The organism is Streptomyces cyaneofuscatus (assembly GCF_033109485.1).
Classification (GTDB): Bacteria; Actinomycetota; Actinomycetes; order Streptomycetales; family Streptomycetaceae; genus Streptomyces; species Streptomyces cyaneofuscatus.
Genome location: NZ_CP137002.1, coordinates 7,301,871 through 7,310,771, shown reverse-complemented (window position 1 = coordinate 7,310,771; position 8,901 = coordinate 7,301,871). Strand labels below are relative to the sequence as shown.

Below are 8,901 nucleotides of genomic sequence, written 5' to 3'. Positions count from 1 at the left end.
ACGAGGCTGGTGGTCGGGGTTGCGAGGCTGGCGGTCGGGGTCAGGAGGCGAAGAGGCGGACCGGCCAGGCGGCGTGCGCCTCGGCGGTGATGTCGAGGAGCGGGGCGGAGGCGGCGGGCAGGGCGTCGATGCCGTGCCGGGGGGCCTCGGCAGCCTGGGCGGCCACCTCGTCCAGTTCGGGGGCGAGGCGGGCGAGTACGGCGGTGGCGTGGAAGGGGTCGAGGGAGAGCAGCCGGACCACGGCGGTGGCCGGCCCGCTGACCGTCTCGTACGCGACGCAGTGCGCGGCGTCCTCGGGCCCGAGTCCTGCCGCCCGGGCGGTGAGGCCGAGGACGACGGGCTGGTGGGCGCCGCGTGGCCGGGCGGTGGCGAGCGCGTCGAGTTCGAGGCTCGGCCAGGTGGCGCGGGCGGCCCGCATCATCTGCCTCCCCAGCTTGCGGGCGGTGGCCCGCAGGGCGGGTGAGGGCGTACGGGCGTCGGCGGCCTCGTCGAGCGCGAGCGGGTCGAGGCCGTGGGCGGCCGCCGCGGCGAGGGCGGCGGCCGTGAGCCCGGTGGTGTGCAGGCGGCCCCGGCAGAAGGCGGCGAGGTCGTCGGCACTGCGGATGCGCCCCTGGGTGACGGCCGGCTCGGCCCCGCCGGAGTGGGCGTGGCCGCCGGCGGGGAACCGGCCGTCGGCGAGGACGAGCAGGGCTGCGCGTGACATGGCTGGTGGTCCGCCCGGCTCAGAAGAGGAAGTAGCGCTGGGCCATGGGCAGTTCCGCCGCCGGTGCGGGCTCGACCGGTTCGCCGTCGATGGTGACGGCGAAGCTGTCGGGGTCGACGTGGACGTGCGGCATCGCGTCGTTCTCCCGCATGTCCGCCTTGGTGACCCCCCGGGTGCTGGTGATGGCCCTGAACTCCTTCTCCAGGCCGAGCCGTTCGGGCAGGCCGTCCTCGATCGCCGTTTCGGTGGCGAAGTTGAAGGAGCCGCGTGCGGCGGCCCGGCCCAGTGCGCCGAACATCGGCCGGGGCAGGACCGGTTGGGGCGTCGGGATGGAGGCGTTGGCGTCGCCCATCTGCGCGTACGCGATCTGGCCGCCCTTGATGACGATCTGCGGCTTCACACCGAAGAACGCCGGATCCCAGAGCACGAGGTCGGCGAGCTTGCCGCTCTCCACCGAGCCGATCTCCCGGTCGAGGCCCTGCGCGACGGCCGGGTTGATGGTGTATTTGGCGACATAGCGACGGACCCGATGGTTGTCGGCAGCCCCGTCGCCGGGGAGCGCGCCGCGCCGCACCTTCATGACGTGGGCGGTCTGCCAGGTCCGCAGGATCACCTCACCGATGCGGCCCATCGCCTGCGAGTCCGAAGAGATGATCGAGATGGCGCCGAGGTCGTGCAGGATGTCCTCGGCCGCGATGGTGGAGGGCCGGATCCGGGACTCCGCGAAGGCCAGGTCCTCGGGGACGGCCGGGTTGAGGTGGTGGCAGACCATCAGCATGTCGAGGTGTTCCTCGATGGTGTTGACGGTGTGCGGCCGGGTGGGGTTGGTCGAGCTCGGCAGGACGTACGGCTCGGAGACCACGGTGATGATGTCGGGCGCGTGCCCGCCGCCCGCGCCCTCGGTGTGGTACGCGTGGATGGAGCGCCCGGCGATGGCGGCGAGGGTGTCGGCGACGAACCCGGCCTCGTTGAGGGTGTCGGTGTGGATGGCGAGCTGGGCGCCGGTCTCCTCGCAGACGGTGAGACAGGCGTCGATCGCGGCCGGGGTGGCGCCCCAGTCCTCGTGGATCTTGAATCCCAGCGCTCCGCCGCGCAGTTGGGAGTACATGGCGTCGCGGGAGGTCGTGTTGCCCTTGCCGAGCAGCCCGATGTTGACGGGGAAGGTCTCCAGCGCCTCGAACATCCGGGCCAGATGCCAGGGGCCGGGGGTGATGGTGGTGGCCTTGGTGCCCTCGGCGGGTCCGGTGCCGCCGCCGACGAGGGTGGTGATGCCGCTGGAGAGAGCCTGGTCGAGAAGGGTCGGTGAGATGAAGTGGACGTGCGCGTCGACCGCTCCGGCCGTCAGGAACTTGCCGTTCCCCGCGATGATCTCGGTCTCCGGGCCGATCACCAGGTCGGGGTGGACCCCGTCCATGGTGTCCGGGTTCCCGGCCTTGCCGATGCCGGTGATGCGGCCGTCGCGGATGCCGATGTCGGCCTTGACGATGCCCCAGTGGTCGATCACGACCGCGCCGGTGATGACGGTGTCGGGTGCGCCCTCGGCCCGGGTGGTGCGGGCCTGGCCCATGGACTCGCGGATCACCTTGCCGCCGCCGAAGACCGCCTCGTCGCCCGCGTGGCCGGGGCCGCCGGAGCGGTCCTCCTCGATCTCGACGAAGAGAGCGGTGTCGGCGAGGCGGATGCGGTCGCCGGTGGTGGGCCCGAAGAGGTCCGCGTACACGGCCCTGTTGAGGTCAGGCATCGAGGGCACCTCCGGTGTCGCCGCGCAGGCCGGGGACGATGCGGCGGCCGGCGAGGGGGACGAGCTCGACGTCGACGGGGATGCCGGGTTCGAAGCGGACCGCCGTGCCTGCCGCGATGTGCAGCCGGAGGCCGTGGGCGGCCTGCCGGTCGAAGCGCAGCCCGGGGTTGGCCTCGGCGAAGTGGTAGTGGGAGCCGACCTGGACGGGGCGGTCGGCGGCGTTGAGGACGGTGAGGCGGGTGACGGGACGCCCCTCGTTGAGGGCGATGCCCCCGTCCCCGTACAGGATCTCTCCGGGAATCATCGGCGCGGCCCCGTCAGACGATCGGGTCGTGGACGGTGACGAGCTTGGTGCCGTCCGGGAAGGTGGCCTCGACCTGGACGTCGTGGAGCATCTCGGGGATGCCCTCCATGACCTCGTCCCGGGTGAGCAGCTTGCGGCCGGACGCCATGAGTTCGGCGACGGTGCGGCCGTCCCGGGCGCCTTCCAGGAGGTGGGCGGTGATCAGGGCGACGGACTCGGGGTGATTGAGCTTCAGCCCGCGTGCCCGGCGCTTCTCGGCCACGTCGGCGGCCACATGGATGAGCAGGCGTTCCTGCTCGTGCGGGGTCAGTTGCACGCTTCCACCTCATCGTCTACCGCCCGGTACCGGCCTCCGGGCGCAGCGGGACCCTATCCCCGTTCAACATTTCGTTGAACGACGAACCCGGCTCTCGCGACCAGGTATTGCACGTTAGGGCGGAAGTTTTTCCGTTGCGTTAACTGGCCTTTTGCGGACCCATGGACATCAGCCCGCGCAAGCCGTTCTCCAGCACCTCGGGGGTGACGTCCCCGAAGAGGGCCTCCTGCACGATGAAGCCCTGGGCGGTGGCGATCATCGTCCGGGCCACATGGTCGGCCTCCACGTCACCGCTCAGGATCCCGGCGTCCCGGTAGGCCTCGACCAGTCTGGTCCATGCGGCGCGCATCGTGGCGTAACCCTCGTCCAGCTGTGCGGCGAGTCGACCGTCGCGCAGCGTCTCGGACCAGAGCTGTACGGCGAGGGCGGCGAAGGTCCGGCGCTCCAGCCCGTGCAGCTCCCCGGACAGCACCCGGCCGAGCACACTGCCCAGCAGCACGTCCGGGGTGGGCGGCGGAGTCATGCGGCCGGCCTCCTCGAACGCGCCGCGGATGGCGACGAAGGTCTCCTCGGTGATGGCCGCGATGATGTCCTCCTTGCCGGGGAAGTAGCGGTAGACCGCACCGGCGGAGAGGCCCGCCTCCTTGAGGACGTCCTGCATGGACGTGCCGTGGAATCCATTGCGGGCGAAGCAGCGCGCCGCCCCGTCGAGGATCTGGCGGCGCCGGGCGTCGAGGTGTTCCTGGGATACACGAGCCATGGGCTCAACTTAAAACGAACGTTCATTCTTGACAAGCGGGCTCACCGTCCCGACAGTGGGACCGTACGTAAAACGAACGATCCTTCTCTTTGATCGTGACCCGGAACGAGGCCCCCATGTCCACTGCACCCAACCGCCGCGCGGTGGCGGTCGTCCTGCTGATCCCGTTGGTGGTGACGCTCGCCCTCTGGGCCTTCGCCTGGCCCGCCGCCCGGATCGCGCCCCGCGACCTCCCGGTGGGCGTGGCCGGTGCGGCGCCGACGGCCGATCAGCTGGGGCGGCAGTTCGAGCAGCGCGAGGGCGCTTTCGAGGTGCACCGCTTCGACGACGAGGCCGCGGCGCGGGAGGCGATCGAGGACCGGGTCGTATACGGAGCCGTGGTCGCCGGACCGGAGGGCCCGCACGTCCTCACCGCGACGGCCGCAAGCCCCGTGGTCGCCCAACTGCTGCGCGAGGCGGTGACGGCGGCGGCACCGGAGGGCGCCCGGATCCAGGTCACCGATGTGGTCGCCGCACCCGCCGGGGACCCGCGCGGCAGCGCACTCGGCGCGAGCGTGCTGCCGCTGGCCCTGGCGGGGATGGGCGCCGGCGCGGCCGTGACCCTGCTGGGACTGCGCGGGATACGGGCGGCGCTGACGCTGGTGGGATCGGCCGCACTGGTGGGCCTCGCCGCCACGGGCGTGGCGCACAGCTGGCTCGGCGTGATCACGGGCGACTGGTGGACCGAGGCCGGCGTGCTCGCCCTGACCGTCCTGGCGATCGGCGCGGCGGTGGCGGGGCTCTCCGCCCTGCTGGGCCCACGCGGCCTGGGCCTCGGCGCGCTGCTGATGATCCTGCTGGGCAACTCCTTCTCCGGGGTCACCAGCGCTCCCCAGCTGCTCCCCGAACCGGTCGGCGCGCTCGGGCAGTGGCTGCCGCCGGGCGCGGGCGGATCGCTGCTGCGCTCGGTCGCGTTCTTCGACGGCAGCGCGGCGGGCGGCCCCGTCCTCACCCTCGCGCTCTGGTCGGCGCTCGGCCTGGCGGCGGTGCTGGTAGCGGGACGACGGCGTACGTCGGGCACCTCGGGCGGTCCGGCCGAGGCGGCACCGGTCGCGCGGGAAAGGGCACTGGCCGCACCGGCCGGAGATCAGGCGCCCGGGGCGCCCTGACCGCGGTGCTCGGCGGCGATCCCGAACCGCTGACGTTCGCCGGGGGCCGCCGGGGCGGCGGAACGGATCGAGGAGACCGAGCTGATCACCTGCTCCTCGCCCGCCGCCCCCTCCCCATCGAGCCCGTCCAGCCGTTCCAGGTCGGCGGCGGAGACCAGCGCGACCAGCGGCTTGCCGTGCCGCGTCACGACGACCCGCTCACCGCCGTAGACGACGCGGTTGATCAGGTCGGCGAGCTCCGCCCGTGCTTGCGTCACCGGAATCTCGTAAGCCATGGCCCCAGCTTAAGGCGCGCGCGCAACCGCCCCGGAGCCGCGCGGCATCCGCACAACACGACTCCACCGCTGAGCCGTGACCATCACTCCCCCGCTCTTTGGTCACAACTCCATCACCAACGGAACATCCTCCTCCTGCGGGCGCGCCCGGCTCATTAGCGTCGTTCCTCCACGAACTTCCTTGGGGGGACAATGAATTGGAACGACCCGCAGCACCCGTCACGGCAAGCGGACTGGGGGCCGGGCGTCACCGTCCCGCCGCCGGACCCTTCCCCCGGACCACGCTGGGCCCGTAAGCGCGTCATCCTTCCCGCCGCCGGCGTGCTGTTCCTGCTCGGCATCGGGATCGGCGCCACCGGCGAGGAGCCGGAAGCTGTACAGACAGCGGCGGTGAAGACAGAGCCCGGGCCGACGGTGACCGTCACCGTGACGGAGACGGCCAAGGTGACCGTGACAGCCAGCCCGGAGCCGGCCCCGACGGTCACGAAAATCAAGAAGGTACGAGTCACCGTCACCGCTCCGCCGCCCGAGCCCGCCGCCGAGGCGCCCGACCCGGTCTACGACGAGGGCGACGACTCGGGCGGGGGATCCACGTACTACAAGAACTGCACCGCCGTCCGTGCGGCGGGCGCCGCTCCCATCAGGAGAGGCGACCCCGGGTACGACTCCCACCTCGACCGTGACGGTGACGGAGTCGGCTGCGAATAGACGAACAGGCGAATAGACACCCACCGCCCCTCTCTTCGGTCCCGCGAACGCGTCAACCCTCCCTCTCTTCTGTACGTCCTGTACATTTTTGACAGGACGTGAGCGCAGGGCGGACCTGTGTCGCGCCTGCGTTCCGTCACGCACCCAGGAGAGGGGCTCCGCCATGATCCGACCCGATGCCCGACCCGACGCCCGTTACGTACTGCCCGAGTTCACCGAGCGCACCGCGACCGGGACCCGGACCCAGGACCCGTACTCCAAGCTTCTGTCCGAGCGGATCGTCTTCCTCGGGAGTCCGATCGACGACACCGCGGCGAGCGATCTGATCGCGCAGTTCATGTATCTGGAGCACGCTGAGCCGGACCGGCCGCTGTCGCTGTACATCAACTGCCCCGGCGGCTCGTTCGGGGCGATGGCGGCGGTCTACGACACGATGCGGTTTCTGACCTGCGAGGTGGAGACCTTCTGTCTGGGGCAGGCCGGCTCCTACGCGGCCGCTCTTCTGGCGGCCGGAGCTCCGGGGCGGCGACATGCCCTGCCCGGCGCGCGGGTAGTCATTCAACAGCCCGCGCTGGCAGAGCCGTTGCGGGGCCAGCCGTCCGACCTGGAGATCCACGCGCGCGAACTGGTGCGCACCCGCGAGCTGTTCACGGGCATGCTGGTCCGGCACACGGGCCGGACCGCCGAGCGGGTCACCGCCGACATCGAGCGCGACACCATCCTCGACGCGGAGGCCGCTCGCGCCTACGGGCTGGTGGACCACGTCGTGGAGAACCGCACACTCTCCCAGCCGCCGCACGACGTGAGGTGAACCGCCCATGGAACCCACGGAGTTCCCGCCCCTACCCGCACTGACCCGCGCCGAGGGTGAGCTGATCGACTGCTACCTCGCGGTCCTCGACCAGGTGGGCCGCATCAACCCGGCGCGCGGCAGCGACACCTACAGCGCGCTGAGAGCCGCGCAGGCCCTGGTCTCCCGGGCCGCGGCCCTGCGCGATGCCCTCTCCCTGATGCACGAGCGCGGCGAGCGGCAGATCCACGCGGCGACGCTCGCACGGGCCCTGCGGGTGCTGGACGGCGAGCGGCGGGCGGGCAGGGTCGCCGTGCCGCCGACCCCGAACTGAACCGCTCCGCGCGCCGGGAGCGCATTACGGGAGCGGGCCGGTCGCCCCGCGCGCGACACGCCCGGTGCCGCGATCAATTTCCCTCGCTCGTTCGGCGTAGGCGATCACCCGCACGAGCGACGCCCCAACTTGCGCTCGACGCGGGAGCCGTACCCGGAATGCGGCCTTTCGTCGCTGGTACGGGGGCGTGCGCCCGGCTCGTCGGCGGGGGCGAATCCACCCTGTCCACCTGAATGGATCAGTGGTGAGGAGACTCACAAATCACTGTTTCGGCTCGGAAATCCGGCACTTGGTGAGTCAAGATCCCTGGGACGACAAGCCCCCGCCACCGCGGCGGGGCGGTCCGGGTGGACGCCGAGTCCTGCCGCTTCCCGGATGACTGGTCGACAAGGAGTGGATCGGCAGGAGTGGAGGACCCGAGCATTACGGGCCGACCGGGAGACCGGGAAGCCCTCGGGGTGAAGCCGCGTCAAGCGGCCGGGCAACTTCGCCAGCCCGAACCCGACAGGTCATCCTTCACAGGCGGCTGACGAAGGGTTGCGCATGTCTGCGCAGGTTCATGTCCCGTCTCTGTTCGCCCGGGTCGGTACGGCTTCCGTACTCACCCTGGCCGTGACGTCCTCGATGCTGGCGCCAGGTCTGGTCGACGATGCCGAGGCCGCCACCCACTCGACGAAGGCGCTCAAGATCGCCGCGTCGAAGAAGGGGGCTCCGTACAAGTACGGGGCCGCGGGTCCCAGCCGGTTCGACTGCTCGGGGCTGACTGTCTACTCGTTCAAGAAGGCGGGGAAGAAGCTTCCCCGCACAGCACAGCAGCAGTACAACAAGACCAGCCGTATCTCCTCGTCGAAGCGGAAACCCGGCGACCTGGTCTTCTTCCATTCCGGCCGCAGCGTCTACCACGTGGGCATCTACGCCGGGGGCGGGAAGATCTGGCACTCCCCCAAATCCGGGGATGTGGTGCGTAAGGCGAAAATCTGGTCCAAGAGCGTCTGGTACGGACGGGTCCGCTGACCCACCTGCCGGACGCTCTTCCCTTGCGGCCGGGCGCTCTCTGTCCCTTGCGGCCGGACGCTCCGTCCCTTGCGGGCGCACGGGCCCCTCGGCGCACCTCAGCGCAGGAGGGGCCCGGTCACCAGCGCCAGCCCCAGTCCGGTGAGCGCCACGCCGCTGCCGCCCTCGATCGCCCGGGCGGTACGCGGCCGGCGCAGCCACCGCCCCAGCCGGTCCACGAGCAGGGCGAGGGCCGAGAACCAGACGAGGGCGAGGGCGACCACGAGGGCGGCGAGCAGGAGGGTCCTGGGCAGCGGCGGCTGCCCGTCCGGGACGAACTGCGGCAGCAGGCTGAGGAAGAGGACCGGCGCCTTCGGGTTGAGCGCGTTGGTCAGGAATCCCTGGCGCAGCGCGCGCCCGAGCCCCTCGGGCTCCTTCGGCCCCGGTGCATGCTCCGGCGTACGGCCCTCCTCGGAGACCCGGCGCCGGATCGCGTACAGGGCGCTGATCCCGAGGTAGAGCACGTACGCGCCGCCGAGCAGCTGGACCGTGCGGAAGAGGACGGGCATCGTCACCAGCACCGCGGCGAGCCCCGCCACGGCGAGCGCGGTGTGGACGAGCAGTCCCCCGGCGACGCCGAGGGCGGTGGCCAGACCGGCGGTGCGCGAGGCCAGGGCGTTGCGTACGACGACGGTGAAGTCGGCGCCGGGCAGCGCGACCATGCCGGCGGCGACCCCGGTGAAGGCGATCAGTTGTGCGTCCATGGGGTCCAGCCTGGACCGGCGGAGCCTTTAGCGTGTACTTGCAATCTTCTGGGTCTGCCTAAAGG

General features: G+C 71.5%; 12 protein-coding genes and 1 riboswitch. Of the genes, 5 read left to right on the top strand and 7 right to left on the bottom strand.

The features are described from left to right. Nucleotides 1-40: 40 nt before the first annotated feature. From R2B67_RS32360 to R2B67_RS32340, 5 genes are all read right to left on the bottom strand, one after another. The gene (locus R2B67_RS32360) at nt 41-703 is read right to left on the bottom strand and encodes an urease accessory protein UreF (protein WP_317823082.1); all 663 of its coding nucleotides are present in this window, start codon (nt 701-703) and stop codon (nt 41-43) included. 19 nt (nt 704-722) lie between these two features. Further along, the gene (locus R2B67_RS32355; RefSeq protein WP_317823080.1) at nt 723-2,444 is read right to left on the bottom strand and encodes an urease subunit alpha; all 1,722 of its coding nucleotides are present in this window, start codon (nt 2,442-2,444) and stop codon (nt 723-725) included. Beyond that, nucleotides 2,437-2,748: an urease subunit beta gene (locus R2B67_RS32350; RefSeq protein ID WP_317823079.1), complete on the bottom strand. Its 312-nt coding sequence runs from the start codon at nt 2,746-2,748 to the stop codon at nt 2,437-2,439. The genes R2B67_RS32355 and R2B67_RS32350 overlap by 8 nt, the downstream gene beginning before the upstream one ends. Before the next feature lie 13 nt (nt 2,749-2,761). Beyond that, complete coding sequence (locus R2B67_RS32345) at nt 2,762-3,064, bottom strand: urease subunit gamma (RefSeq protein WP_018516067.1); 303 nt, start codon at nt 3,062-3,064, stop codon at nt 2,762-2,764. A gap of 139 nt (nt 3,065-3,203) precedes the next feature. Then, the gene (locus tag R2B67_RS32340) at nt 3,204-3,824 is read right to left on the bottom strand and encodes a TetR/AcrR family transcriptional regulator (protein ID WP_317823077.1); all 621 of its coding nucleotides are present in this window, start codon (nt 3,822-3,824) and stop codon (nt 3,204-3,206) included. A gap of 116 nt (nt 3,825-3,940) precedes the next feature. Here R2B67_RS32340 and R2B67_RS32335 point away from each other — a divergent pair, with 116 nt between their 5' ends. Beyond that, nucleotides 3,941-4,972 carry an ABC transporter permease gene (locus tag R2B67_RS32335; RefSeq protein ID WP_317823075.1) on the top strand — a complete coding sequence of 344 codons (1,032 nt, stop codon included), beginning with the start codon at nt 3,941-3,943 and terminating at the stop codon, nt 4,970-4,972. On the opposite strand, the gene R2B67_RS32330 is transcribed toward R2B67_RS32335, so the two are convergent. Next, nucleotides 4,951-5,247 carry a type II toxin-antitoxin system Phd/YefM family antitoxin gene (locus tag R2B67_RS32330; RefSeq protein ID WP_317823074.1) on the bottom strand — a complete coding sequence of 99 codons (297 nt, stop codon included), beginning with the start codon at nt 5,245-5,247 and terminating at the stop codon, nt 4,951-4,953. The two genes, R2B67_RS32335 and R2B67_RS32330, sit on opposite strands and share 22 nt — an antisense overlap. Before the next feature lie 192 nt (nt 5,248-5,439). Here R2B67_RS32330 and R2B67_RS32325 point away from each other — a divergent pair, with 192 nt between their 5' ends. The 4 genes from R2B67_RS32325 to R2B67_RS32310 all read left to right on the top strand — a co-directional run bounded on the left by R2B67_RS32325 (nt 5,440) and on the right by R2B67_RS32310 (nt 8,093). Then, the gene (locus tag R2B67_RS32325; protein ID WP_317823072.1) at nt 5,440-5,955 is read left to right on the top strand and encodes an excalibur calcium-binding domain-containing protein; all 516 of its coding nucleotides are present in this window, start codon (nt 5,440-5,442) and stop codon (nt 5,953-5,955) included. A 163-nt stretch (nt 5,956-6,118) separates the two neighbouring features. After that, on the top strand, nt 6,119-6,766 hold the full coding sequence (locus R2B67_RS32320) for an ATP-dependent Clp protease proteolytic subunit (RefSeq protein ID WP_317823071.1): 648 nt from the start codon (nt 6,119-6,121) through the stop codon (nt 6,764-6,766). 7 nt (nt 6,767-6,773) lie between these two features. Next, nucleotides 6,774-7,079, top strand: a complete 306-nt coding sequence (locus tag R2B67_RS32315; protein WP_030567455.1) for a hypothetical protein — start codon at nt 6,774-6,776, stop codon at nt 7,077-7,079. A 374-nt stretch (nt 7,080-7,453) separates the two neighbouring features. Next, nucleotides 7,454-7,619: riboswitch (cyclic di-AMP (ydaO/yuaA leader) on the top strand. A gap of 3 nt (nt 7,620-7,622) precedes the next feature. After that, complete coding sequence (locus R2B67_RS32310) at nt 7,623-8,093, top strand: C40 family peptidase (protein WP_018516074.1); 471 nt, start codon at nt 7,623-7,625, stop codon at nt 8,091-8,093. A 98-nt stretch (nt 8,094-8,191) separates the two neighbouring features. On the opposite strand, the gene R2B67_RS32305 is transcribed toward R2B67_RS32310, so the two are convergent. Then, nucleotides 8,192-8,836 (bottom strand): LysE family translocator, encoded by a 645-nt coding sequence (locus R2B67_RS32305; protein ID WP_317823069.1) that lies wholly within the window; start codon nt 8,834-8,836, stop codon nt 8,192-8,194. Between the last annotated feature and the right edge of the window lie 65 nt (nt 8,837-8,901).